This window comes from Paraglaciecola sp., from assembly GCF_039942875.1.
Classification (GTDB): domain Bacteria; phylum Pseudomonadota; class Gammaproteobacteria; order Enterobacterales; family Alteromonadaceae; genus Paraglaciecola.
Genome location: NZ_JBDVBQ010000027.1, coordinates 60,875 through 85,408 on the forward strand (window position 1 = coordinate 60,875; position 24,534 = coordinate 85,408).

A 24,534-nucleotide genomic window follows, 5' to 3' on the forward strand; every position below is an offset into this window, starting at 1 on the left:
AATTACTGAGGCGATGAGTGAATGTATTCTTGCCATGTTTCCAATATGCTGATTACTTTCTTCTCACCAATATTTTTTACTTTGTAAAACTCACTACCATCACTTTGTAATGCTTGGTGAATCGTTGGTAAATCCAATGTTTCAAATATTAGTGAAACCTGTTGTTTACCAAAGCCCTTAATACTACCAAAAAATTCGGAGAATGCCTCAGCACTAAGCTCAACAGTTTCTACATTTTGCTCATTTTCTACTATTTCTGGCGATTCTTCTGCTTCGTCGGTTATTTTTATAGTCGCGGTTTCAGATGCGTCCAAGGTTTCTGCTTCTTGAGGTGGTGAAACTTTGGCCGTTGTATCCTCTTTGTTTTTTAAATAATTGTCTTGGCGGTTCCAAATATCACTTGGCCATTCTTCACCAGCCATGGCTGTGGTTGCTAATATTGGGTAATTGTCATCACTGATTTCAGTGAATAATTCTCCACCATCACAGCTTGGAATGACTTGTTTACCAAAGGTTATATTGCGCATTGTGCGCAAAACATTGGAGCTCATTTTGCTCAACTCTTCCCAATTAAATAATGGAATATAGGGAAGCTTGAACTGACCATTAGAAAACTTCCACATCAGGTATTGGCCAATCCAATCCCTAATATAAGGAAATGCTGCAAAGGCTGTTGCACACTCTAGAATTCTGTACTTACCGTCTACACCCACCGCAACGTCGCAAGCCCAATATTCGGCTTTTGCCGCTTTAGATACCTTAACCGATAAGTCTAAAACTTCTTGGGGAACATCTTGGTAGTCCATTGAGCCACCTTGGCTGGTATTGGTTAACCATTCGCCTTCAGGTGGTCGACGCCAAAAGGCGCACACTGGCTTGTGGCCAATAAGCATAACGCGAATGTCTGCTGCCATAGGCACGAAATCTTGTAAATAAACTGGGTAGTATTTCTTCTCATCAAGTAAACTTCGGGCCTCTTTGTAACTATCTACTTTATGTACAAAGTAGCCCCCATAGTTTGATGGTCCATAGGACTTCTTGATTATTTTTGGAAACGTAGTTTGTTTTAAAAAATCGTCAGCTTCTTGTTTTTCATAAAATATACGGGTTTTTGGAATAGGGATGTCGTATTTCTCACAAAATAGTGTCACATTTTCTTTTGATTTGTTTGAAAACTGTGTATCGAGTGAGGGTACAAATTGTACATTAGGCAATGCATTACTAATTTCTCTAAATGTCTCATAGGCTGTGGCTGGCACATTTCCTATCAAAACATTAATTTTTTTACGTTTAACTTCGTTGATAAACCGCTGCTTGTCATTTCGCCAATGGTAAGTGACGGTTTCAATTTTGTCTGGCCAGCCTTTAAAGTTAGATTTGTCGAAAAATCTTAATACGTGATCTAAGTATAATAGGCCTATTTTAGGTAATGGAGATTTCGTATTTTTTTTCATTACTGTTTCTCTTCTACAATTCTTTCAATTAAATTAACAATTTTATTGATTTTAAGGGCGTTAAAATCTAATCCTAATTTTTCTTGTTCTGGTGTAGCAAATGCTGGAATACCATTGACCTCTAACACTACATATTCTTCTGTATCTAGGTCATATAAAAGGTCAACGCCAGCAATCTCTAGTCCTGATACTTTTGCGGCTTTGATAGCCAATTCAATGATAGCGTCATCAGGTTGACGTAATATGACAGAGCCACCACTAGTAATATTAGTTTTCCAGTCATCTTCAGGAGCACTGCGGCCGTAACATCCAACAAATTCTCCATCAACAACATCAATGCGGTAATCGGTTTTGTCGTAATTAATGAATTTTTCCAAATAAAAATGTTTCATATCCATTCTATTTAGAAACGGAATAAGAATGTCTAATGATCGCTCATCTTCTATCTTAACTATACCATTGCCGCCCCATCCATCTGTGGGTTTGTAGACTACTTGTCCTTGCCATTCACGTACTGTATTTTTTAATAATTGAATGTCTATGTGGTTTATTAAACGATAATCTGCTGTTCGAATTCCTGCTCTGTTCAACATGTGAGCGGTTAGAAATTTATCTTCTGTTAGTGCAAAAGCGTCATAATTATTTATGGTTGGCACAGAGCGGCTAAGGGCATTATACAAGTATACCTGATAGGCTGTTTGACCACCTGCATTATATGAGAAAAATGCTGAAAGCTCTTCCATACAAATTCCATTACACACGATCTCACCGCCGTGAGCTGAGGCATTAGCCATGTCTAGACTAGGTATGGTTTTTATGTTCTTTTGGCTTAAAAGGTCGATGATTTGCCTTTGAATTTCATTCCCACCACTATTTTGGTACATCCACATACCTATGGTCGGCTCTAACCCAGAACTTGTATTCGAATGCATAAAAAATTTCTCCGTTAAACTGAATAGGGCCCAGCTACACTATAAAATTGGTGTAGTTATACACCGCTCATTTCTGATATGTACAAAAGTAGACAGCAATTTTAACGCCAATAGCTAATAAGACTTGCAACTTTAGTCTTATATTGACAAATTGAGACGGAGAAAGTCCAAAGACTAATATACTATTTTAAATCGGCTATAACTCAATAACTTAAGTCAAATTATATTCATTTCAAATAGCAGACGCACCAAAGCTGAACTGATATTAGTTGTTAGTGTATCTTGTTGGTGCGTAAAGCAGGTGCACTAGGAACATATAGATAACTAAACCTTCGATATTCAATAGTATGCCACCATAATGATCTTGGTATTTCAATTGCTACAGAGGATTACATTCATGTTTATTAACTATGGTTGGAGTGATTTTGAACTTTACTGAGCTAGCACAAATTATAAATCTTAATTCTTATACTAAAAATAAACCGGGTGTCGATGAAAATGGAAAAATTTTTAGTGAATGGATGGAGGCTTTAGGTTTTGAGACTGAAGCATTTACTCGAGAGCATATCGGTGATCACTTGTTATTTAAGTCTCCAATCGTTGCAGGTAAAAAACGTGTTTTATTATTAGGGCATTTGGATACTGTATTTCCTCCGGGGACTTTCACTGACTTTTCTGAAGACGCAGAATGGGTATATGGGCCTGGTGTATGTGATATGAAAGGGGGCAATGTTGTTGCTCTCGAGGCCTTGCGTAATGTTAAAGCACAACAAGGTGAAATTGCTAATATTGACATGTTGTTAGTAAGTGATGAAGAAAGTGGTAGTGACGATAGTAAATATTTGAGCGCAGAGTTGGGCAAAAATTATGATATTTGCTTAGTTTTTGAGGCTGCTGGTGTCGATCATGAAGTGGTCATAGCAAGAAAAGGTGTAGGGACCTTTTTTGTTAACCTTGAAGGGAAAGCCGCCCATGCCGGTAATCATTATGTGGATGGGTGTAATGCAAACTTGGCTGCGGCCCATATGATTATTGCATTGACTGAGTTAACTAACTTGGCAAAAGGGACAACGGTTAACGCTGGTAAAATGAGTGGTGGTATTGGGGCCAATACCATTTCTCCTAAAGCGGAAATCATAGTGGAGACTCGTTATACCCAAAAAGTTGAAAAAGAACGCTTATTAGCCAGTCTAGAAGAAATCTGTGCAAATCCAGCCGTAAAAGGTGTAACTGCGACATTGTCAGGTGGTATTCAAAGGGATGTGATGCAAAGTTCGCCCAATCAAATGACGCTATTGGCACAAATTGCCAGTATTTTAGGGTATCCCCTGAAGACTGAAAAACGTGGTGGGGTAAGTGACGCTAATATAGTATCGTCGGTTGGCGTAGCTACTTTGGATGGTTTTGGTCCGTTTGGAGATGGTGACCATACCATTACTGAACGTGCAAGTAAGGCTAGTTTTTCAAGGCGTATAGATGAGGTGACTAAAATATTGTTAGATTTCAATGCTGGCTAATTTATTGACGGTTTAGCTTCAATTGAAGGATATCTTCTGCTGTGCTGGATAGTGTAAACAAGGTGTTTGCGCTATCCATAGAGTAAACATTCCAAGAAATAAGTATCTTCTATATCGTTTGAAATATTATTTTGTATAGGTAGTCCCAATTCCGCTTTTATGTTGGTAGACAGCTATGGGTTTCCTATTTTCACAGCGGTACTGGTTCATATTAAACAGGGCTTTTCTTTAGCCAAGATTATTCCTATTGAATTGTTTTGAATTAAACATATTAATATTTCAGGTTTTTGTGCGATATTTGACCAGTTAGACCGCGTTTTTAACAAATTAGTGGGCGTTTACAGGTTTGTTCTACTATTAGTTAAATACCTTTATTTAATAGTTTCAAACTGAATAGGAAAAATTAATGGCAATACCTGTAACTATTGCAGACGATTCTGCGCTTTCTCGCAAAAATGTACGACGTGCAATCCCTGAAGATTGGGATGTGACTATATCTGAGGCGACCAATGGGCAAGAGGCCATTGACGCTGTAGAAGCAGGCTTAGCTGATATCTTATTTTTAGACCTCACAATGCCTGTGTTAGATGGGTTTGACGTACTTCGTTATGTCAAAGATAACCATCAAAAAACCGTAGTTATTGTGATTAGTGCTGATATACAACCAAAATCAGTAGAGCTGGTAAATTCTTTAGGAGCATTTCGTTTTTTACAAAAGCCATTAAAAGCTGAGGAGTTAAAACAGACGTTGCATGAAGTAGGTTTACTATGAAAGATTTATTATTAACAGAAGACCAGCGAGATGCCTTACAAGAAATGATGAATATTTCGATGGGGCAAGCAGCAAAATCATTAGCACAGTTAATTGATGTTCAAATAACCTTATCGATTCCGACAATTAATGAAGCGAGTCCAGATGATCTAGTTGAGATATTAAATCATAGTGATGACACTTGGTATGCTAGGCAGTCTTTTCTAGGACAAATTAAAGGAGAAGTTCTCTCTTTAATAAGTAAAGAGGGTTGTGATGCTATGGCTGAATTAATGGATTATGATGAGCCTTTGTGTGACGCACAAACCCAAGAGTTAATTTTAGAGTTAACAAATATATTATCTGGTGCATGCTTGAGTGGTTTATCAAGTCAGCTAGAGTTAAAGTCCCACCTAAATATGCCAACTTTATTTAACTCCTTAACAAATGGAAAATCCAATTATAATTGGGCTACGGTACTATTAGTTGAAGTATGTTTTAGCATTGAAAGTTTTAGTTTTAACGCAAGGGTGGTTATTTGCCTAGAAGAAAACTCAATTGTTGCTTTGAAAGCTAGTCTAGATGCCTTATTAAGTTGATTCAGAATGCACAAACCTGAATTATTAGAAAGTCTGTTACGCAAGTTACCTATGGGAGCTTGCATGGTAGATAAAGAGTATCGCATTGTTTTTTTAAATGACTTTTTTGCTGACCGAATGGATTGTGATGAAAAGGACGTTCTTGGAAAGTCTTTGTTAGAACTTTTCCCAGATCAAGCTAGGTTTTTAAAAAAGAAAATTAATAGTGTTTTTATTTTAAAAAATGAAAGCTTTTCTTACTGGGAGCAACGCCCACATATTTTCAATTTTTTGAGTTCTCGTCCAGTAACTGGAGAGGAGTCCTTGATGTTCCAAAATATGGAAGTATTACCTCTAATGGATGATAGTCATGAGGTACTTTATGCATGTATTACTATTCAAGACGTAACAGCGCAAGCCAGTTATTACAATGATTTATCTAAAGTAGCTGATGAGTTGGAGTTAGAGCATAAAGCTCAAGCGAGTCTTATTAGCAAATTGAAAGATACGCAAAGCCAGTTAGTTCACTCCGAAAAGATGGCTTCTATTGGTCAATTGGCTGCTGGTGTAGCTCATGAAATTAATAGTCCAATTGGATTTGTATACTCAAATATTGAAATCCTCCAAGATTACATTGGAAAACTTGTAAAAATCACTCAGTTTTCAGATAAATTGATAGATAAAATTGGACAAGAAATCCATCAGAAATTGAAGAAGGATTTCTTTGAGCGTCATGAGTTTGATTATATAAAAGAGGATGTAGTCGAGCTGGTAGATGAGTCGTTAGATGGTGTTAAACGTGTAAAAGTAATAGTTGAAAGTTTGAAGGAGTTCTCCCATGCAGATGCAAAACATTGGGCGGAAAGTAGCTTAGTTGATGGTATCGAGAGCACGTTAAAAATAGTCAGTAGTCAGTTTGAGGCTAATGTCAGCTTACATAAAGATTATGAAAAAGGCTTAACTCCTTTATTTTGTATGGGGATGCAGTTAAATCAGGTTTTTATGAACTTACTTGTAAACGCGGCTCATGCGGTAGGTGAGAATGGTTCCATTTTTATTAAGGTGTTTAGTGATGGCGAGTTTCAAAAAGTAAGTGTAAGAGACACAGGTATTGGAATTGATGCAAATAACTTATCAAAAATATTCGATCCATTTTTTACAACAAAGCCAGTTGGAAGAGGTACTGGGTTGGGCTTATCACTTTCTTACAATATTATTAAAAATCATAATGGTAAAATTGACGTTAAAAGTTCGGTAGGTGAGGGTACCGAGTTCATTGTCAGTATTCCAATTAACCATGCTAAGGATTAAATGCTTCTGGTTTTGGTTAACACTTATTTTGAAAAATTAAAGACCTTCTGCGTCACGCTTCTTTTTGCGTTTTCTCTGCTGCCAAGCATTTGAGACTGATAATCTCCAAAAATAATTAAATGTAAAGTATCCCACGGTACTAAAAAATACCGAGCAAATTAGACAGCCCACTAAAAATGCTGGCCCAATGGTTTCCATACTTTGCATTACCCAGTGCCAACTTAGCTCAAAAGTAAACTCTTGAGTTGTGGTACCTAGTGCCGTTGCTCCTATCAGATACGCGCCATAAAAAATAGGAGGCATGGTGAAGGGGTTAGTTATCCATACTGTGGCCACTGATAGCGGTAAGTTAACGCGCAGAGGAATGGCTATTCCTGCTGACAACCACATTTGAAATGGCAATGGAATAAAAGCAAAAAACAACCCCACAGCCACGGCTCCCGCTGCTGAACGTCTATTTAAATGCCATAAATTTGGATCATGTAATAATGTCCCAAAGATTGACAGTACCTTATGTTCTTTTATTTTTTGCGGGCTAGGCAAAAATCGCTTAATAAACTTTTTCAGAATTATTCTCTATACTTATTTTAGTCAAGCAATGGAAGGCATGATGCACCTACTATGGACAGTAAACTTTTCAGTTTTATTGCAGCTGCAATATCTAGCCTTATTTGGACTAATTTACCTTCCATTTTTAGCATTATTTTACTTCTTGGCGCCAGTTTTCTATTCGCCAAACAATTTATTCATTTAGCTTATTTCTTTATTGGCATTGTCTGGATGGCGAGTGTAGGCCATTGGCAATACTCTTTGCAACTGTCATCAGAGCAGACCTCTAAATCAATTGTTGTTATAGGTGAAATTACTACCCTAATTCATAAGCGACAAGAAGTACGTTTTAATCTTAAAGTAACACAAATTAACACTAACAAGCTTTCCTTATCTCGGAATATTCGAGTGAGTTGGCGTCAGCCGCCTTGGTTAGTGCAGCAAGGGCAAATAGTTAAACTTGAAGTGAAACTCAAACCGCCCCATGGATTAGCTAACGAAGCGGGATTTAATTATCAGCAGTGGTTATTCAGCAAAGGAATAATCGCCACAGGGTACGTTAAAGGAACGAGTGAAAATGAGTTACTGCAAAATGTAATTACTAGCCGTCAAGCCTTGCTAAATAAGATACTTAACTTAGAACTAGATAATGTTGCTTGGATAAGTGCTTTAACTGTGGGATATAGAGGGTTATTAGAGCAACAAGATTGGTTGTTGGTACAACAATCAGGTATAGCGCATTTAATTGCTATATCTGGGCTACATCTAGCTATGGTGGCGAGTGCAAGTTATTTTATATTTGCCTGGGTCGCAGCCGCTATTGTCAGTCGAGTATATAGACTACACCACCTTAATTTACATATTGTGGCTATGGTTTTGACAATATTGACTACTTTTTGGTACTCATCTATAGCGGGGTTTGGTTTACCCACACTTAGAGCTTGGCTGATGCTAAGTATTGCGGCTTTATTAGTTGTAAATAATAAAAACATAAAGATTTATAGGCAATTATTGATTGGATTTAGTGTATTTTTAATTTTGTTTCCACTGAGTATATTTGGCTTAAGTTTTTGGCTAAGTTATACAGCAGTGATTATCATTTGTTTTGTATTTTGGCGTTGGCCAGTAACTAAAGCCGGTTTTTCGTTTACTACTGCATTTTCAAGCATGTTGCGGGTGCAACTTTGTTTAACTTTTTTAATGTTACCAATTGTTGCATGGCAATTTTCTTATGTCTCGATTGTGTCTCCTTTTATTAATTTAATCGCTGTTCCTTTGGTTACTTTATGTCTATTACCTCTTTGCTTACTAGCGACACTGTTACTATGGGTATATCCAGATTTGGCTGCATTGTTATTTGGGTGGGTTGACTATTTAATTGGATTAAGCTTAAACGCTTTAAAAAGTTTTATAGCATTTCCATGGGCTTCGATAGACTTAGCTGCAATGCCTTTTGTTGTTTGGGCGCAGGTGTTTATTGCCATGATTTTGGTGTTCTTACCTAATTTTGGTGTGTCTAAAAAATGCATTGTTCTGCTATTTTTACCGTTTTTAAGTTTTTTAATGCATAGCAAAGATACAAACTGGAAAATTGATATTTTAGATGTTGGACAGGGGAGTTCGGTTCTCATAACTAAAAACCTTAAGGCAATTATTTATGATGTAGGGGCAAGTTATCCTAGTGGGTTCAACATGGCAGACAGTGTGTTATTGCCAATATTAAAGTCTAAAGGCATTAAAGAGGTTGATATTGTCATTGTTAGCCATGGTGATAACGATCACGCTGGGAGTTTACCATTTTTGCTGAACGGGATCGCCATAAAAAAGGTTATGACCACAGCTGGGTTATGCCGCGAAGGATATCAATTCAATTGGCAAAGTTTGAATATTGATGTGTTTTGGCCTGATGACCCCCTTAAATACGATGATAATAACAGTTCCTGCGTGGTTAAAGTATCAGATAAAACCCATGCTGTTTTACTACCCGGTGATATAGATAAAGGTATAGAAGATCTCTTAGTCGAAAAATATGGTGAAAATCTTAACGCAGATATTTTACTCGCCCCTCACCATGGTAGTAACACATCCTCTTCAACAGTATTTATAGAAGCGGTTAATCCACAATTTGTGGTTTTTAGTCAAGGCTTTATGAATCGCTGGCGATTTCCTCGTACAGAGGTAATTGAAAGATACCAACAAGTATTTAAGCAGAGCCACATCCCACTAAAGGGGACTTATACTACGTCTGAAACAGGGCAAGTGTCTTTCAGTTTGCCCTTTGATTCAGTCGGACCAATTCAAGTGAAAACCCACAGGCAAGACATTTATCCCTATTGGTATGCCAATATGTAAAGCCTTTACATATTAAATGGGAAGGCTTCTTAAAATGCTGTTTCCCTATATGGCAGTTTCAATAACATCGAAAGTTGTACCTACGTCACCCTGAATTAACAAGATACATCCATTCGCTTGTGATGGTATCTCCATTGTATTTTGCCTGTTACTCGTATATTTTTGTTGAAATCGGTTGCATCTCAACTCTACTGAATCAATATTGCCGTTGGTTAACTTGATCTGAAATTTTGGTATTTGGTGATCATAAGACCAAGCACCTAAATGAGTTAGTTTTCCTTTTATAACCTTGTCTGATTCAGAAGCCATTTTATCTTTAAGTAAACCTAAAAATTCGGCTTGTGTTTGCTCTGACAGGTTAAGACCGTCAGTATTTCCCATGCGAGAAAGGGTTTGTTTTGCTTCAGAAAAGTAACCGTAATAAAGCTGGGATTCAAACAGGTTTACCGAAGATTTAGCGAGTATTGCGATGGGCAAGTATTGATATAGGTCAACCGTGATTTGAGATTGGCGCATATATTCTAAGAAATCTTGGATTTTATAATAATAAATTGATTTTAACCATGCAGCGAGAGCGTGCTCATTTAGGTTTTTAGTATGATCATCTACTAATTTATCTATCAATTGGTTTACATCATTCATATTTGCTGAAGAGTTGGCAAACGAGTCCATGATTAGTTGGTATTCTCTAGCAAATGCTGGCGTTATACTCGCTTCGCTGTGTCCTGCTTCTGAATAGGTGTGGGTAATGAACATATTTTTAGCACTGCTCACTGGATTGTCGTTTGCTCGTGCTGGCGCATATTTAAGATTCTTTATGTATCTAATTGTTTTAGTGGTGTACCTATCTTTTCCTGAATTATCAAAAACGACTATATCTCGAGTATTACCATCTTCATCTATAATGAAAGAAACTTTTGCCCACCCTTCCATTCCGCCTCGTGAGGTGAATGCTTCCTCTGTTTGGTTATCGTTATCAATTATTTTAGCGGCTATAAATTGCGTGGTATTTCCAAATACATAGGTACTTAATATCAAGAGTGTAATACCTAGCGAAATTTTAACTTTTTTCAAGTTTTCTCCCTAAATTGAATTTACTAAACTGGGCAAATGGTATCACTGTGCAATTAACTAAGGCTAATCTAAAATCTATATTAGCGAATTATTAGTGACTGATTATTTGGGGATTATCGTTCTACCAGTTACACTAGCCTCGTTTTCCTAATTGAGTTCAAATAATTACATTTTCATGAGTAAAAACAAACCCGCAAACCCTGACTTAACTTCTAGCGTATTTAAGCGCTTTCGTGGCTACCTTAAAAATTTCAAACTTGCCTTTCTTCTTGCCGTTCTAGGGATGATTGGATATTCCGTTATTGACGTTTTAGTCGTAGCGCAATTAAAGCCTATAGTAGATGATAGTTTAGGCAATGGTGATTACGGGTATTTACGTTTAGCTGCATTTTTTATTGTGCCCATTTTTGTATTACGTGGCATATGCAATTTTTTGGGCACCTACACAGTAGCATGGATAGGTAATCATGTAGTGATGGAAATGCGCCAAGAGTTGTTTAGTCGATATACTCATTTGCCCGTAGAGTTTCATGATACAAATGCAACAGGGCAACTTATATCTAAAGTCACTTACGACACTGAGCAAGTTAAAGTAGCCGCTGCTAAAGCATTGTTAACTCTTGTACGTGATGGGGCTTTTGTTGTGGGCTTATTGATTGCAATGTTTTATTACTCATGGCAATTATCGCTAATTTTTGTACTTATCGGCCCTTTGGTGGCTGTGATTGTTTCTGTGGTAAGTAAACGTTTTAGAAAGGTAAGTAAAAAGATTCAAGAAGTGATGGGAGATTTAACTTCTTCTGTAGAGCAGGTGATTAAAGGCCATAAAGTGGTATTGATGTTTGGCGGCCAAGATTTAGAGGCTAAGCGCTTCGCCAGTAAGAACAATTACAATCGTCAACAGAACATGAAGCTGATTGTCGCTAGGATATTAAGTGTTTCGTCAATTCAAGTTATTGCCTCTATCGCCCTTGCTGTTGTTTTGTATGTCGCTAGCTTCCCTAATTTGGTTGAGTCTTTAACGCCTGGGGTATTTGTTAGTGTTGTAGTCTTCATGACTATGTTACTTAAGCCTTTAAAGCAACTCACTACAGTAAACAGTGAATTTCAAAAAGGTATGACAGCTTGTGTCAGTATCTTTGAAGTATTAGATCAGCAACCTGAGTTAGATAATGGAACCACTTTGGTTGAGAGAGTGGCAGGAAAAATTACTTTTAAAGACGTAACATTTAGCTACCCCGGCAAAGATACAGCAGCGCTTCAAGATATTACTTTTTCGGTGAAGTCTGGTGAAACCTGCGCTTTAGTGGGCCGTTCAGGTAGTGGTAAATCGACTATTTCGAGCTTATTGACCCGCTTTTATAATCATCAGTATGGGGATATATTAATTGATGATTTGCCGATACAGGAATTGCCACTTAAAAGTCTACGCAAACAATTTGCTTTAGTTTCGCAACATGTGGTGTTATTTAACGATACTATTGCGAACAATATTGCTTATGGGTCTGAGGGAGTCGTTAGTCGTGAGCAAATCCTTGCTGCAGCTAAAACCGCACATATATTGGAGTTTGTAGATGAATTACCTGATGGTTTAGATACCATGGTAGGTGAAAACGGTTTTATGTTGTCCGGAGGTCAACGTCAACGTTTAGCCATAGCTAGGGCTTTATTATTGGATGCGCCTATTTTAATTTTAGATGAAGCAACCTCAGCTTTAGATACTGAGTCTGAACGATTAATTCAAGATGCGTTAGAGAAACTACAAAAAGATCGTACCAGCATAGTGGTAGCTCATCGTTTATCAACCATAGAAAATGCCGATACCATTTTAGTGATTGAGGGTGGGAAGATATTCGAGCAGGGGACGCATAAAAGCTTAATGGCTCTTAATGGTCATTATTCTCAATTATATCAAATGCAATTTAGCGAGGAGCCAAAAGAAGCGTGAGTTTCATTGATAAACTTTGGTACTCGCCTAGTTGGTATCATTGGCCTTTAATAATATTACTTCTGCCACTAACTCTGTTGTTTTGGGGGATGTCTGCCAGTAGAAGACTTGCTTTTAATGCGGGAGTTAAAAAGTCAACATCTGTAGCCGCTCCAGTAATTGTTGTAGGTAACATTAGTGTGGGTGGTAATGGAAAAACGCCTTTAGTTGTCTATTTAGCAAAACGCTTGAGACAAGAAGGTTATCACCCTGGGGTGCTTAGCCGTGGCTATGGTGCGAAACAGATGTCTTTTCCCCATTTTGTCACTGTTTCATGTACAGCCGATCAAGTGGGTGATGAGCCGGTATTAATGCGCCAACATATAAATTGCCCGTTGGTGATCGATCCCATTCGCGCTAGGGGGGCCAATAAATTAGTTAATGAACACAAATGTAACGTGATTATTTGTGATGACGGCCTACAACACTACGCCTTAGAGCGAGACATTGAAATCGTAGTTATGGACGGGCAACGTCTTACGGGTAACGGCTGCCTGCTACCATCTGGTCCTCTACGTGAAGGGCAGTGGCGCTTGAAATCAGTAGATTTTGTGGTCTTAAACGGCGGTTTAGCAAACAATGGTGAGTATTTAATGGCGCTAGAATCGGGCCGTTTAGTGAATGTCAGTAATCCAAATAAAAGTTTATCGATACATGATCTCAGTCAAGATGTCACTGCCATTGCAGCAATTGGTAATCCACAGCGATTTTTTACAATGTTAGAGCAAAAGCAGGTTAAACTTAAAGCCTGTACCAGTTTTGTGGACCACCATCAATTTACTATAAAAGACATACCAGATGGCATTGTGGTAATGACAGAGAAAGATGCTGTAAAGTGCCGAGAGTTCGCACATAAGGATTGTTGGTATTTACCGGTTAATGCTCATTTACCACAACAGTTTGATACAAAACTTATTCAAAATTTAAAACACGTTTCAGAGAACAAAAAGAGACTCTCTAAATAAAGGACCCTTTATGGCTTTTGATAAAAAACTATTAGAAATATTGGCCTGCCCTGCATGCAAGGGCAAGTTAATATACCAGTCTAATAATAATCAGTTGATTTGTAAGTTTGATAGGTTGGTTTTTCCCATTCGTGAAAATATTCCGGTGTTACTAGAATCTGAAGCGAAAGAAGTCTCAAGTGATGAATTAGAACAACTCTTAAAATAGACTGCCCCCTTTTATTGTAAATACAACAAACAAGTAACGAGACAACTCTATGCAATTCAGTGTCATTATTCCGGCTAGATATGCTTCAAGCAGATTCCCTGGTAAACCTTTGGTAAAAATAAAGGGCAAGCCTATGGTTCAGCATGTTTATGAAAGAGCAATTGAATCAGGTGCGAGTAATGTTGTGGTTGCTACAGATGATGTACGGATAGCGAATACTGTTGAGGCGTTTGGTGGTAAATACTGTATGACAGGTGAACACCATGAATCAGGTACTGAAAGGTTAGCTGAAGTTGTTGAGCTGCAGAATATGTTATCCCATGAAATAGTTGTCAACGTACAAGGGGATGAGCCTTTTATACCCGCAGAAAATATTCAACAAGTTGCTGAAAACCTGCATCAACATCGGTTAGCAGAAATGGCCACATTGGCTGTGAAGATTACAGATGTTGAAGAGGCCTTTAATCCAAATACGGTTAAAGTTGTTATGGATAAGCTTGGATATGCAATGTATTTTTCTCGCTCGACTATTCCCTATGATAGAGCGCGATTTTTAGATGCTGATTCTATTGATGAAATTGGCGATTTTTATTTTAGGCACATTGGGATCTATGCTTATCGGGCCGGCTTCATTAAACAATACATTAATATGTCTCCCTCTGGTATAGAGCAGATTGAATCATTAGAGCAGCTGCGAGTGTTATGGCATGGTGAAAAAATTCATGTTGAAGAAGCAAAAATAACTCCACCAACAGGAATCGATACCCCTGAAGACTTAAACCGTTTATTGCAAGTCATTGACAAGGATTGAATATGTTAAATGTGGTGATCACTGGCGCAAATAGGGGCATAGGCTTAGCCTTAACAAAGCAGTATTTAGCGAAGGGACACAAGGTATTTGCTCTTTGCAGAAATAGTAGTGATGAATTAAATCAAACTAAAGCCATCGTCATTGATAATGTTGATGTGGCTAATATTGATTCATTGCAATATAGCCTAGAGAAAGTTACTACTATTAGTATTGATGTTTTAATTAATAATGCTGGAGTGTTAGCTGATGAAAGTTTGAATAATATGTCGGCTATTACCATCGACTATCAATTCCGGGTTAACGCTTTGGGACCATTGTTGGTTACACAATTACTAAAAGATCAATTAAGTAGTGGGGCTAAGGTTGCTTTGATTACTAGCCGAATGGGGTCTGTTGCTGATAATACATCAGGTGGTCGTTATGGTTACCGTATGTCAAAGGCTGCCCTAAATAGCGCAGGAGTTTCATTAGCCCATGACTTAAAACCCTTTGGTGTTGCAGTGGCACTTTTACACCCCGGATATGTGCAGACTGAGATGGTTAACCATAATGGTGATATTTCGGCTAACCAATCAGCAAGCCGTTTAATGGAAAGAATAGATGAGCTAAACCTAGATAATTCTGGAACATTTTGGCATGCAAATGGAGAAGTGTTACCTTGGTAGTGACTCCTTTTTAGAGAGTGAGCGCAAGTATTCGTATGCCATTTATCGCTTCTTATTTTTTGTAGTTTCAGCTTAAACATCTAGTTACTCGTTCCTCCTAATAAGTAACAGATAATTTTAAATTACCTACCTCAATTGTTAATCTTTTATTAATGCCTGTACCGATTTGGTGCGATTGCACTTTTTTGGTTTTTAGGACTAAGTGCTTAAAGCTATTTAGCCCTATAAATACAAGAGCTAAATTAATTTTTAAATTGGCTCATGAATTGCTATTCCATCGGTATAAGATTTTACCGTCAAGGTTGGAGTATCAACTTGCGACATAATGTTTTAACTAATGACAAACAGGTAGGGACACCATTGCTTCGTATCTTGTTGATTGATGATGATCAACAGCGTGCAGACTCTATTACATCTGTTTTAAATAACTCAAGATATAAAGTTATTCATTTGGCGAGCCCTGATATGGCTTTATTAAAACAGGTAGACGACATTAAGCCAGATATAATTGTAATTGATATTGAATCACCTAGTCGAGATATATTAGATAGCTTAAGTACCATTTCTCACTATAACCCCAAACCCGTTGTAATGTTTTCAGCGCAAGAAGATACCAATACTATTAATCAATCTATTGCATCTGGTGTTAGCGCATACGTGGTAGGGGATCTAGAGCCAGAAAGGGTTAAACCTATTTTAGATGCGGCAGTTGCGCGTTTTCGTGAATACCAAAAGATAAAGACTGAGTTAAGTGATACTAAGCAACAACTAGCATCACGAAATACAATTGACCAAGCAAAGCGGTTGTTAATGAAGAAAAAGAAACTGTCTGAAGACGAGGCATTTAAAACCATGCGAAAAACTGCCATGGATACAGGTCAAAAGTTGGATGATGTAGCCAAAACATTAATATCTTTGCTCGATAATTTTTAAGGTTTTTATTTATAATGATTACACCCGAACAATCTAAATTAACATTGGGCTTTATCCCGCTAACCGACTCAGCTCCTCTCATTGTTGCTAAAAATATGGGGTTCTTTGAGCAATGGGGCCTAGATGTTAAATTACAAAAACAAAATTCTTGGTCAACCTTAAGAGATAAGCTACATGCAGGTCTGTTAGACGCGGCTCAAATGTTAGCCCCCATGCCTTTGGCTAGCTCTTTAGGGTTGCGTTGTTCGCCTACAAAGGTTATTACCCCTTTAGTCCTTAGCTTAAATGGTAACGCAATAACGTTATCCGAAAAGTTACATCAAGAAGTATTAAAAGATAATGGACTATCCGAAGTAACCTTACCTTTAGCCGCCTATTTGTTACAAAAAGTTATCAGTGTTAGAAAGCAGCAAAATAGGCCTAAACTTAAGTTTGGTACGGTGTTTCCCTATAGCTGTCATTATTATCAGTTAAAAGACTGGCTTGCTTCTGCGAACATTACTGAGCTCGATGTAGATATTATGGTTGTACCTCCTGTCAATATGGTGGGGTTTTTAGAAAGTGGTGAAATAGATGGTTGTTGTGTTGGAGGTCCGTGGAACGCTAAAGCGGTAAGGGCGGGTATTGGACTAACGGCTTTAACATCATTTGATATCTGGCAGGATTCTCCAGAAAAAGTGTTAGGTCTGTTGGATAGTTGGCAAAAAAAGAAACCAAACACTGTTTTGGCATTAAGCGCTGCATTAAAGCAAGCTTGTAATTGGCTGGAAACAATCCCCAATAGGTTTGAGGCTGCACGACTTTTGAGTGCAGAACAGTATCTGGATGCTTCGACTGATGTTATTGCCCCGTCTTTAATTGGTAGTTGCTTGACTCATGTAAATCTACCTCCTAGGGCAATTCCATCCTACAATCAGTTCTCAAAAGCAAATAATGGCTCTATTAATGTGCCTGAATATATTCGTGGAGAATGGTTGCTAAGCCAAATGGAAAAAGCGGGACAATTGTCAGGAGTAAAGGTGCCAAATGACTTGGTTAAAAATGTGTTTAGGCCAGATATTTATCAACAAATGCGGCTGCATTTAGAGAGTGTCTCTTGAGCAATCCTATTCAATTTAGCTAAATATAAATCGCACTTATTAAGTGCTCATTGCACCAGGAAGTTTTACTGCTAATAACATTTTGTGTTTGTTATTTTTATAAGTTATTGATCTATATGTGCTTAGGTATGTGGCTTGAAAATTGCATTATTATTTTCAGGTCAGGTTCTAACACGGCGTTAGCAGCCTTAAAAATTAAAACCATGTTGCAGTAGATAATACTGACAGCAGGCAATGAAGCCCATTTAAATAGCATAGAAGTTATGTTGTTTTTATGGGCTTTTTTTTGTTTGTAATTTCATTAAAAGAGTAAAACTCATGAGCGGTGAAAAATTTAATATTCTGTCATTTACAGGGAAAATGAAAACTCTCCATCTGTCATGGATGGCATTTTTTATTACCTTTATGGTTTGGTTTAATATGGCTCCTTTAAAAGGAGCCATAGTTGACGGTGTTGGCTTAACGCTTAGTGAGTGGAAAACTTTACTGATTATCAACGTGGCTTTGACTATTCCTGCTCGGGTTATCATTGGGGCTTTAACAGACAAGTTTGGTCCTCGTATTATTTACTCAAGTCTATTGGCTATTTGCTCTATCCCTTGTTTTGCTTTTGCATTAGCTGACAGCTTTACACAGTTGGTTATTGCTCGATTTGCTTTAGGGTGTATTGGTGCTGGCTTTGTTGTTGGCATTAGAATGGTTAGTGAATGGTTTCCTCCGAAAGAGTTAGGTACTGCAGAAGGTGTATATGGTGGCTGGGGTAACTTTGGTTCAGCAGCTGCGGCATTTACTTTACCGACTCTTGCCTTGTTATTTGGTGGTGAAGATGGCTGGCGTTATGCTGTAGGACTAACTGGGTTAATGAGTTTATTGTTCAGTGTTGTTTATTTTAAAAACACCACAGATACGCCTAAAGGTTCAACGTACTTTCGACCTAAAAATCTAGGCGGCATGGAAGTCACCAGTGTGAAAGACTTCTACCTCTTGTTATTAATGAAAACCCCTATGTATTTGGCGCTAGCATTGCTTAATTGGAAATTATCTCCTCAAGGTGTTTCATTATTGAGTGAGAATGTTGCTTTGGTGCTATATGTGGCCTTAGCATCTTTATATCTTTATGATTCTTTTGCCACTTATAAGGTAAATAAAGATATTTTTGTGAATCCAGTTCCTGAGATTCATCAGTATCAATTTAAGCAAGTTGCAGTTTTAAATATTCTATATTTTGCTACTTTTGGCTCAGAGTTGGCAGTTGTGTCTATGTTACCAGCGTTTTTTGCTGAAACCTTTGAGTTAAGTATGGCTACTGCTGGATTATTAGCTGGTATGTATGCATTTATGAATTTGATGTCTCGTCCTGGTGGTGGGTGGTTGTCAGACAAGTTTGGCCGTAAAAAAACACTGTTAATTCTCACTGCGGGTTTAGCATTAGGTTATTGGAGCTTGAGCTTCATTGATGCTACTTGGCCTATCTGGTTGGCAGTGGTAGCCGTTATGGCGTGTTCTTTCTTTGTGCAATCTGGCGAAGGTGCGGTCTTTGCTGCTGTACCATTAATTAAACGCCGATTAACAGGGCAGATTGCGGGTATGACCGGAGCTTATGGTAATGTTGGCGCAGTGGTGTATCTTACTGTTTATTCGATAGTCGATACTTCAACTTTCTTTATGGTTATCGCAGCTACAGCTGTATTGGGATTTGTGACCTTGTTGTTTATGAAAGAGCCAAAAGGCTCTATGACTGAAGTACGTGAAGATGGTAGTGTGGAATTAATAGACGTTACCTAAATTTACTAGAGCATTAATGATTATCAAAAAGGATAGCAGTCATTTGTTATCCTTTTTTGCGTTTAACCTTTTGCAATAGGTCACAGATTTTCCATGGAAAAATTACAGTTAGGGTTTGGTGGCTTTTCTTGCAAAGGCGTTAAAGAAGAAAATCAGGATGCGTTTGCAGCTTATCTTCCTAAAGATCATTATGCTGACGTTAAGGGTGGTGTAGCTGCCCTTGCGGATGGTGTCAGTGTTTGTGCTAGAGGTCGAGAGGCCGCCATTACCTGTGTCACTAACTTTATTCAAGATTATTACCAAACACCACCCACATGGACGGTAAAACGAGCTGCGGGAAAAGTTCTTCACGGGTTAAACCGTTGGTGTCATGGCCAACATGATTATGAGCACGGTGGTCATAGCCAAATGATTACTACTTTTAGTGGCATGATCTTTAAGTCTACCTCTGGGTTTATCTTTCACGCAGGTGACAGTCGAATTACAAGGTTCCAAGGTGGTGAGTTAGAACAGCTTACAAAAGATCATGTATCACGTCAGGGGGGCAAAAACGTATTGACCAGAGCTATGGGTATTGAAGCTCATCTAGATGTTGATTTGACGAATGTAGAGTTACAACAAAAAGATCTATTTGTGTTTACTTCTGATGGTGTGCATGAATTTTTATCAAATAAAACAATTAAACAACTTTTGACCGCAGCTGGCTCTCTTGAAGAGCGTGCTAAGAATATCGTAGATGAAGCACTCAGATTGGGGAGTAATGACAACCTGACTTGTTTGTTAGTTGAGGTTCAAAACCTACCCTTGGCAGATTTAGATGAACACTCTAAGCAAATAAATCGCTTGGCTATACCACCTGCTTTAGAAGTGGGTATGAAGTTAGAAGGGTACCGAATAATACAAACTGTATTTAATGGTACCCGAAGCAGTTTGTATAAAGTCGTTAATGATGAAGATGGTAAAGTGTTTGGCTTAAAAACACCCTCTCAAAACTTTGCTGATGACCCGGTATTTTTAGCAGGTTTTTTACGGGAGGAATGGGTAGGTCAACATATAAAGAATTCAAATGTAATGGGGATATATAAACGCAAAGAAGATGCTCGATTTATGTATCACATTTGCGAATATATTGACGGTCAAACGTTGCGTCAATGGATGCTTGATAACCCTGAGCCAAGTTTAGAACAGGTCCGTAAAATCATCACTCAGCTTATAACTGCACTTAGAGTGCTACAGCGCAAAGATATGGTACACAGAGATGTAAAACCCGAAAATGTTATGATAACCCACCAAGGCGAAGTAAAATTAATCGACTTTGGAACTGTATTAGTAAAGGCCTTAGCCGAAACCAATTCATTACCCGTAGAAAAAGTAGTAGTAGGCGCAGTACATTATATTGCCCCAGAGTATCTGATTAAACATACTAGTTCGCATCAGAGTGATATGTTTTCTGTCGCGACAGTGATTTACGAAATGCTGACAGGAAGCTTACCCTTCAAAGCATTTAAATATCAAGATTATATCCCCGTATCTTACAGCGAATGGATGTATCAGCCTCTTAATAAGTATCGAACTGATTTGCCGCCATGGCTCGATTTAACCTTACGTAAAGCTTTACAGCCTAACCCAGAGTTACGTTATCAATCTTACTCTGAGTTTTTACAGGACTTGTCGCAGCCTAATAAAGGCATGTTGCGAGCAGTGGCAAAACGTCCTTTATTAGAGCGTGACCCTTTGTTGTTTTATAAAGCTCTGTGTGTCGGGCAGTTTGTGCTGATTTGTATGTTGTTGGCATTTCAGTAACTAATACAGCACTTGATGGGTGCACCAATGCACCTGTTTGGTAAAGATATCAAATGTTTCAAATTGTGAGTTTGTTGTAACCTATTGAAATTAATGGTTTTTAAAAGTTGGCATCATTGATGCTAATCCGTGTACATACGGTACTTAAATACTTAAAATATTAACCGTTATATAATTAGAAGCGTTCAGCGCTCTAAAAAATTTATTTGTAATCTTTATTGCGATGACGCAAAAAAGATTACATGGCAATGTAGCCCGCAAAGACTTTCCATGTCCTGGAGTCTTTGCGGGTTTTTTTTTGGAAAAAATTCGGAGTCGGTAATGGCAAGTCTTAAAGTTTTAAGTTCATTAAAATCAGCGGTTAAAGTACTTCGGGTTGGTGCAGTCTCTGCTGTGCTTACTGGGTCTTTAGTCAGTAATATAGCGTCAGCGGAAAAATTGGGCTGGCCTGAAAAAGAAGAATTAAAGTTTGGTTTTATTAAATTAACAGATATGGCACCCCTGGCCGTAGCTTATGAGAAAGGCTACTTTGAAGATGAAGGTTTGTACGTCACTATCGAAGCACAAGCTAATTGGAAAGTGCTATTAGACAGGGTTATTGACGGCCAATTAGATGGTGCTCATATGTTGGCTGGTCAACCTCTTGGTGCAACTATTGGTTATGGTACTAAAGCAGACATCATTACTGCTTTTAGTATGGACTTAAATGGTAATGCCATCACTGTTTCTAACGATATTTGGAAAGAGATGAAGAAGCATGTGCCACACGAAGGTGGTAAGCCGGTTCATCCTATTAAAGCCGACGCTTTAAAACCAGTAGTTGATGACTTTAAGAGCAAAGGTAAACCTTTCAACATGGGAATGGTGTTTCCTGTATCTACTCATAATTATGAACTACGTTATTGGTTAGCCGCGGGTGGAATACACCCTGGTTACTATGCGTCACTTGAAGGTGCCGTTAAAGGGATCAGTACTGATACCAAAGGGATTTTAGATGCTGACGCTTTGTTATCGGTTACACCGCCACCACAAATGCCGGCTACTATGGAAGCTGGAACAATATACGGATATTGCGTAGGTGAACCATGGAACCAGCAAGCAGTATTTAAGGGTATTGGTGTGCCAGTGGTAACCGATTACGAAATTTGGAAAGACAATCCTGAGAAAGTCTTTGGTGTCAGTAAAACTTGGGCTGAGAAATATCCTAACACTCATATTCGTGTGGTTAAGGCAATGATCAGAGCGGCCATGTGGTTAGATGAGAATAATAATGCTAACCGCCCTGAAGCTGTAAAAATATTGTCTAAAAGCCAGTATGTTGGTGCAGATTACGAAGTCATTGCAAACAGCATGACAGGTACTTTTGAATATGAAAAAGGCGATAAACGTTCTGTTCCTGATTTTAACGTATTCTTCCGTTATAACGCGACCTATCCTTTCTATAGTGATGCTATTTGGTACTTAACTCAGATGCGTAGATGGGGACAAATCTCTGAGCCTAAGTCTGATGAGTGGTTCAAAGATATTGCTAAGCAAGTTTATCGCCCTGATATTTATGCTCAAGCTGCTAAGTCTTTGATTGCTGAGGGTAAGGCAAAGGCTTCAGAATTTCCAGAGTTTGCTACAGAGTCTGGTTTCAAACCTGCTCAAAAACACTTTATTGACAACATAGTATACGACGGTACTCAACCTAATGCCTATTTAGAAAAATTTACTATCGGACTGAAAAGCGATAGCAAAATCTAAACGGTTTTTTATGTAGGCGAGAGGAGTCTCGCCTGCGAGGAGTGTTAAAAATGTTTAAACAACAAGCGGTTCCCATGATTTTTAGTCAAGTAAAACAAATCCGTATTCCTTCTATCAATGACATGTTGAGGGCTACAGCTTTACCTCTCATTGGTTTAGTTATTTTTCTTGGCTTGTGGAGTGTAATGGCTAAGAATATTGATACTTCTTTAGGGCAGTTTCCTGGGCCTGCAGCCGTATGGGAACAGGCTACGACCTTAATTGACGAACATAACGCACAAATGGATAAAGCTGATGTGTTTTACACCCGTCAAGAAGAGCGAAACGCAGCTAGGGTAGCGCAAGATCCAACATATGAGCCAAAAATTCGAGCTTTTACAGGTGCGCCTACATTCTTTGAGCAAATATGGACCAGTTTATATACGGTCTTAGTTGGGTTTGTCGTTGCGTCTTTGATTGCCATACCAATCGGAATTATTTGTGGCTTGAGTAAAAATGCTTATACCGCCATTAATCCGCTTATTCAGTTGTTTAAACCTGTATCCCCTTTGGCTTGGTTACCACTTGTTACTATGGTGGTCAGTGCTGTGTATGTCACGTCAGATCCTATGTTTTCAAAGTCATTTATCACCTCAGCTGTAACTGTATCTTTATGCTGTTTATGGCCAACCTTGATAAATACGGCTGTGGGTGTATCTAGCATAGAGTCAGATTTGATAAATGTGAGTAAAGTCTTACGTTTAAATGCTTTATCTCATGTTACCAAGATTGTACTTCCATCTTCTATACCGGCTATTTTTACCGGTCTTAGATTGTCCTTAGGGATAGGTTGGATGGTACTCATTGCTGCAGAAATGTTGGCTCAAAATCCCGGATTGGGAAAATTTGTTTGGGATGAATTCCAAAACGGAAGCTCAGAATCACTAGCTCGTATTATGGTTGCGGTTCTTACCATAGGTGTGATTGGTTTTATTTTAGACAGACTAATGTTGATGCTACAGAAACAAGTTAGTTGGGACAAAAGCGCTGTATTGCGTTAAATCCAGTCACTAAAAACGATTTTAAGGAAAGGTTATGAGTAATAAACATCATTTAGAACTAACTCAAGTAGGCATTGATTTTCCTACTCCTAAAGGGCCATTTACTGCTCTTCAAAATGTAAATTTACGTATTGATAAGGGCGAGTTTATTTCATTAATTGGACACTCAGGCTGTGGTAAATCTACGGTGTTGAATATAGTGGCTGGGCTTTATCAAGCGACTAATGGTGGTGTGATATTAGATAACCAAGAAGTGAATGAACCTGGCCCAGAGCGGGCTGTAGTATTTCAAAACCATTCATTATTACCTTGGTTAAGTGCCTATAAAAATGTGGAGCTTGCGGTAAAGCAGACTCCGAATGGCCGTTCTAAGAAAGAAATTAAAGAGTGGGTTGAACATAATTTAGAGCTGGTTCATATGAGTCATGCTGCGGATAAATTGCCTGCTGAGATTTCTGGGGGTATGAAGCAAAGGGTAGGGATCGCTAGAGCATTAGCAATGGAGCCCAAAGTCTTATTAATGGATGAACCATTTGGCGCATTGGATGCTTTGACTCGTGCTCACTTACAAGACTCGGTAATGGAAATCCATGCTGAGTTGGGCAATACCGTTATTATGATTACCCATGATGTAGATGAAGCTGTGTTGTTATCAGACCGGATAGTGATGATGACTAATGGGCCTGCTGCAACGATAGGTGAAATATTACCTATTGAGTTGGCTAGACCTAGAAATCGAATCGAACTTGCGGATAACCCTGAATACAATCATTACCGCCACGAAGTGCTGAAATTTTTGTATGAAAAACAGCGCAAAGTTGAGTCGGTTGATGAACACCGTAAAAAATTAGCTAAGCAGAATAAAGCGAGTTCCAATGGAGCCAGCGTAGCTTAAGTAAAGTCTATATTAATCAGTCATATAGATTTAAATATTGTTAAATAATTTATAAAAAATAGCGGTATTAGATCGCCG

21 protein-coding genes are annotated in these 24,534 nt (G+C 38.3%); 17 read left to right on the forward strand and 4 right to left on the reverse strand.

Going from position 1 to position 24,534, the window contains the following annotated elements; genetic code table 11:
* Window positions 1-2 precede the first annotated feature (2 nt).
* Both ABJE44_RS10495 and ABJE44_RS10500 read right to left on the reverse strand, forming a co-directional pair.
* Window positions 3-1,454 (reverse strand): hypothetical protein, encoded by a 1,452-nt coding sequence (locus ABJE44_RS10495; RefSeq protein WP_348110668.1) that lies wholly within the window; start codon window positions 1,452-1,454, stop codon window positions 3-5.
* On the reverse strand, window positions 1,454-2,386 hold the full coding sequence (locus ABJE44_RS10500; protein WP_348110670.1) for a sugar-transfer associated ATP-grasp domain-containing protein: 933 nt from the start codon (window positions 2,384-2,386) through the stop codon (window positions 1,454-1,456). The genes ABJE44_RS10495 and ABJE44_RS10500 overlap by 1 nt, the downstream gene beginning before the upstream one ends.
* Before the next feature lie 419 nt (window positions 2,387-2,805).
* On the opposite strand from ABJE44_RS10500, the gene ABJE44_RS10505 reads away from it, so the two are divergent.
* From ABJE44_RS10505 to ABJE44_RS10520, 4 genes are all read left to right on the forward strand, one after another.
* Window positions 2,806-3,903 carry a M20 family metallopeptidase gene (locus ABJE44_RS10505; protein ID WP_348110671.1) on the forward strand — a complete coding sequence of 366 codons (1,098 nt, stop codon included), beginning with the start codon at window positions 2,806-2,808 and terminating at the stop codon, window positions 3,901-3,903.
* A gap of 406 nt (window positions 3,904-4,309) precedes the next feature.
* Window positions 4,310-4,675, forward strand: coding sequence for a response regulator (locus tag ABJE44_RS10510; protein WP_289031405.1), 366 nt, complete (start codon window positions 4,310-4,312; stop codon window positions 4,673-4,675).
* The gene (locus ABJE44_RS10515; protein WP_348110672.1) at window positions 4,672-5,253 is read left to right on the forward strand and encodes a chemotaxis protein CheC; all 582 of its coding nucleotides are present in this window, start codon (window positions 4,672-4,674) and stop codon (window positions 5,251-5,253) included. The genes ABJE44_RS10510 and ABJE44_RS10515 overlap by 4 nt, the downstream gene beginning before the upstream one ends.
* A 6-nt stretch (window positions 5,254-5,259) precedes the next feature.
* Window positions 5,260-6,543 (forward strand): ATP-binding protein, encoded by a 1,284-nt coding sequence (locus ABJE44_RS10520; RefSeq protein WP_348110674.1) that lies wholly within the window; start codon window positions 5,260-5,262, stop codon window positions 6,541-6,543.
* 36 nt (window positions 6,544-6,579) lie between these two features.
* On the opposite strand, the gene ABJE44_RS10525 is transcribed toward ABJE44_RS10520, so the two are convergent.
* Entirely contained in the window at window positions 6,580-7,113 is a 534-nt protein-coding gene (locus ABJE44_RS10525) for a DUF2062 domain-containing protein (RefSeq protein ID WP_348110756.1), read from the reverse strand.
* Window positions 7,114-7,164: 51 nt separating this feature from the next.
* On the opposite strand from ABJE44_RS10525, the gene ABJE44_RS10530 reads away from it, so the two are divergent.
* On the forward strand, window positions 7,165-9,444 hold the full coding sequence (locus ABJE44_RS10530; protein ID WP_348110675.1) for a DNA internalization-related competence protein ComEC/Rec2: 2,280 nt from the start codon (window positions 7,165-7,167) through the stop codon (window positions 9,442-9,444).
* Window positions 9,445-9,489: 45 nt separating this feature from the next.
* Here ABJE44_RS10530 and ABJE44_RS10535 read toward each other — a convergent pair whose 3' ends face one another.
* Window positions 9,490-10,518 carry an energy transducer TonB gene (locus ABJE44_RS10535; RefSeq protein WP_348110676.1) on the reverse strand — a complete coding sequence of 343 codons (1,029 nt, stop codon included), beginning with the start codon at window positions 10,516-10,518 and terminating at the stop codon, window positions 9,490-9,492.
* Between the two features lie 175 nt (window positions 10,519-10,693).
* On the opposite strand from ABJE44_RS10535, the gene msbA reads away from it, so the two are divergent.
* From msbA to ABJE44_RS10595, 12 genes are all read left to right on the forward strand, one after another.
* Window positions 10,694-12,466: a lipid A export permease/ATP-binding protein MsbA gene (msbA, locus tag ABJE44_RS10540; RefSeq protein WP_348110677.1), complete on the forward strand. Its 1,773-nt coding sequence runs from the start codon at window positions 10,694-10,696 to the stop codon at window positions 12,464-12,466.
* Complete coding sequence (gene lpxK / locus ABJE44_RS10545; RefSeq protein ID WP_348110679.1) at window positions 12,463-13,470, forward strand: tetraacyldisaccharide 4'-kinase; 1,008 nt, start codon at window positions 12,463-12,465, stop codon at window positions 13,468-13,470. Before msbA ends, lpxK begins: the two co-directional genes overlap by 4 nt.
* 10 nt (window positions 13,471-13,480) lie before the next feature.
* Window positions 13,481-13,678 (forward strand): Trm112 family protein, encoded by a 198-nt coding sequence (locus tag ABJE44_RS10550; protein WP_348110681.1) that lies wholly within the window; start codon window positions 13,481-13,483, stop codon window positions 13,676-13,678.
* Window positions 13,679-13,727: 49 nt separating this feature from the next.
* On the forward strand, window positions 13,728-14,489 hold the full coding sequence (gene kdsB, locus ABJE44_RS10555) for a 3-deoxy-manno-octulosonate cytidylyltransferase (RefSeq protein WP_348110683.1): 762 nt from the start codon (window positions 13,728-13,730) through the stop codon (window positions 14,487-14,489).
* A 2-nt stretch (window positions 14,490-14,491) separates the two neighbouring features.
* Window positions 14,492-15,154: an SDR family oxidoreductase gene (locus tag ABJE44_RS10560; protein WP_348110685.1), complete on the forward strand. Its 663-nt coding sequence runs from the start codon at window positions 14,492-14,494 to the stop codon at window positions 15,152-15,154.
* 315 nt (window positions 15,155-15,469) lie between these two features.
* Entirely contained in the window at window positions 15,470-16,087 is a 618-nt protein-coding gene (locus ABJE44_RS10565) for an ANTAR domain-containing protein (RefSeq protein ID WP_348110687.1), read from the forward strand.
* A gap of 14 nt (window positions 16,088-16,101) precedes the next feature.
* Window positions 16,102-17,187 carry a CmpA/NrtA family ABC transporter substrate-binding protein gene (locus ABJE44_RS10570; RefSeq protein ID WP_348110688.1) on the forward strand — a complete coding sequence of 362 codons (1,086 nt, stop codon included), beginning with the start codon at window positions 16,102-16,104 and terminating at the stop codon, window positions 17,185-17,187.
* 318 nt (window positions 17,188-17,505) lie between these two features.
* Window positions 17,506-18,972, forward strand: a complete 1,467-nt coding sequence (locus ABJE44_RS10575) for a NarK family nitrate/nitrite MFS transporter (RefSeq protein WP_348110690.1) — start codon at window positions 17,506-17,508, stop codon at window positions 18,970-18,972.
* Window positions 18,973-19,065: 93 nt separating this feature from the next.
* Window positions 19,066-20,775, forward strand: a complete 1,710-nt coding sequence (locus ABJE44_RS10580; RefSeq protein ID WP_348110692.1) for a bifunctional protein-serine/threonine kinase/phosphatase — start codon at window positions 19,066-19,068, stop codon at window positions 20,773-20,775.
* Window positions 20,776-21,096: 321 nt separating this feature from the next.
* Window positions 21,097-22,521: a CmpA/NrtA family ABC transporter substrate-binding protein gene (locus ABJE44_RS10585; RefSeq protein ID WP_348110694.1), complete on the forward strand. Its 1,425-nt coding sequence runs from the start codon at window positions 21,097-21,099 to the stop codon at window positions 22,519-22,521.
* A gap of 122 nt (window positions 22,522-22,643) precedes the next feature.
* On the forward strand, window positions 22,644-23,561 hold the full coding sequence (locus ABJE44_RS10590) for an ABC transporter permease (RefSeq protein ID WP_348110757.1): 918 nt from the start codon (window positions 22,644-22,646) through the stop codon (window positions 23,559-23,561).
* Between the two features lie 34 nt (window positions 23,562-23,595).
* On the forward strand, window positions 23,596-24,456 hold the full coding sequence (locus ABJE44_RS10595) for an ABC transporter ATP-binding protein (RefSeq protein WP_348110696.1): 861 nt from the start codon (window positions 23,596-23,598) through the stop codon (window positions 24,454-24,456).
* Window positions 24,457-24,534: the final 78 nt, after the last annotated feature.

What these genes read in the sequence shown, in the direction of transcription:
- ABJE44_RS10590 (WP_348110757.1), top strand. Translation starts at nt 22,644, where the DNA reads ATGTTGAGGGCTACAGCTTTACCTCTCATTGGTTTAGTTATTTTTCTT.
- ABJE44_RS10515 (WP_348110672.1), top strand. Translation starts at nt 4,672, where the DNA reads ATGAAAGATTTATTATTAACAGAAGACCAGCGAGATGCCTTACAAGAA.
- ABJE44_RS10560 (WP_348110685.1), top strand. Translation starts at nt 14,492, where the DNA reads ATGTTAAATGTGGTGATCACTGGCGCAAATAGGGGCATAGGCTTAGCC.
- msbA (WP_348110677.1), top strand. Translation starts at nt 10,694, where the DNA reads ATGAGTAAAAACAAACCCGCAAACCCTGACTTAACTTCTAGCGTATTT.
- ABJE44_RS10500 (WP_348110670.1), bottom strand. Translation starts at nt 2,386, where the DNA reads ATGCATTCGAATACAAGTTCTGGGTTAGAGCCGACCATAGGTATGTGG.
- ABJE44_RS10595 (WP_348110696.1), top strand. Translation starts at nt 23,596, where the DNA reads ATGAGTAATAAACATCATTTAGAACTAACTCAAGTAGGCATTGATTTT.
- ABJE44_RS10575 (WP_348110690.1), top strand. Translation starts at nt 17,506, where the DNA reads ATGAGCGGTGAAAAATTTAATATTCTGTCATTTACAGGGAAAATGAAA.
- ABJE44_RS10510 (WP_289031405.1), top strand. Translation starts at nt 4,310, where the DNA reads ATGGCAATACCTGTAACTATTGCAGACGATTCTGCGCTTTCTCGCAAA.
- kdsB (WP_348110683.1), top strand. Translation starts at nt 13,728, where the DNA reads ATGCAATTCAGTGTCATTATTCCGGCTAGATATGCTTCAAGCAGATTC.
- ABJE44_RS10520 (WP_348110674.1), top strand. Translation starts at nt 5,260, where the DNA reads ATGCACAAACCTGAATTATTAGAAAGTCTGTTACGCAAGTTACCTATG.
- ABJE44_RS10585 (WP_348110694.1), top strand. Translation starts at nt 21,097, where the DNA reads ATGGCAAGTCTTAAAGTTTTAAGTTCATTAAAATCAGCGGTTAAAGTA.
- ABJE44_RS10495 (WP_348110668.1), bottom strand. Translation starts at nt 1,454, where the DNA reads ATGAAAAAAAATACGAAATCTCCATTACCTAAAATAGGCCTATTATAC.
- ABJE44_RS10550 (WP_348110681.1), top strand. Translation starts at nt 13,481, where the DNA reads ATGGCTTTTGATAAAAAACTATTAGAAATATTGGCCTGCCCTGCATGC.
- ABJE44_RS10570 (WP_348110688.1), top strand. Translation starts at nt 16,102, where the DNA reads ATGATTACACCCGAACAATCTAAATTAACATTGGGCTTTATCCCGCTA.
- ABJE44_RS10530 (WP_348110675.1), top strand. Translation starts at nt 7,165, where the DNA reads ATGGACAGTAAACTTTTCAGTTTTATTGCAGCTGCAATATCTAGCCTT.
- ABJE44_RS10580 (WP_348110692.1), top strand. Translation starts at nt 19,066, where the DNA reads ATGGAAAAATTACAGTTAGGGTTTGGTGGCTTTTCTTGCAAAGGCGTT.